General features: G+C 25.7%; 1 protein-coding gene. It reads right to left on the minus strand.

The annotated features are described in order from the left end of the window. Positions 1–41: 41 nt before the first annotated feature. Positions 42–716, minus strand: coding sequence for a Crp/Fnr family transcriptional regulator (locus AACQ14_RS14405; RefSeq protein ID WP_339364282.1), 675 nt, complete (start codon positions 714–716; stop codon positions 42–44). Positions 717–994: the final 278 nt, after the last annotated feature.

Raw genomic sequence — 994 nt, forward strand, 5'->3', positions numbered from 1 at the left:
AATATCTTGATATAATGTATTAATCATAATGAATTATCTATCTATATTTCACCTTCCAGTTTATTAAGATTAAGTATTTCTATTATATTGTTATCATACTTTATCAAGCCATCTTTTTTCATATTAATCATTTCATTGGATAAAGCAGGTCTAGTTACCCCTAGTGTCTCTGCCATTTCTTTCCTAGAAATAGATACTCTAATTAATAGACTTTTTTGATTATCATATTCTCTTAACAAATAATTCACAACCTTTTTTCTGATAGTACTGTAATTAATCATCTTTATCTTATCACTAAGAAACACTAATTGATTGGAAATTATCTTCAGAAAATTACTTAAGATTAATTTATTTGCAAAACATAGGGTGACAATATCTTGATGGGATATAAAGATTATTGTGGTATCCACGCCAGCAATAAGGGTACTTGGATAACATGTTGAATCTGAAAAAACCAGTGCAAATCCAAGAAGGTTACCCGATAACATTTGTTTTACATTCATTTGTTTTCCGTCTTGATATAACTTATTGATTGTTAAAGTGCCAGATAAAACAATCCCTACGTCTTTCGCTTCTTCACCTTCTAAAGCAATTATTTCATCTTTACCATATTCTTTAATATTATAATTGATATCTTGTAATAAATCCTCTATCTCCTGTATGGTAAATCCATTAAATAACTCACAGCCAGCTAATCGCTTTATAATATTTTCCATAACAATTACCTCCCAATCAAAATACTTTTATTACTAATAAAACAATTACAAAACACATAGTTTACATAATTGTTTTATGGTCAACCCACAACTATAATAAATAATCTATAATAATTATCAATTAATAATGATTACTAAGCAAACTACAAAATACATTTCTTAGTTAACATAATATATTTATGGTCAACTAGATATTGAATTATTATTAGATATTTTATCATTATCTTTAATATTCTAATTTTTCTATTTCATCAAACATTCTGTTTTTATTGATAATT

The organism is Vallitalea maricola, assembly GCF_036985595.1.
In the GTDB taxonomy this organism is placed as follows: Bacteria; Bacillota; Clostridia; order Lachnospirales; family Vallitaleaceae; genus Vallitalea; species Vallitalea maricola.

Bases quoted from the DNA above. Each gene is read 5' to 3' on its own strand.
- AACQ14_RS14405 (WP_339364282.1), bottom strand. From the start codon at position 716: ATGGAAAATATTATAAAGCGATTAGCTGGCTGTGAGTTATTTAATGGA.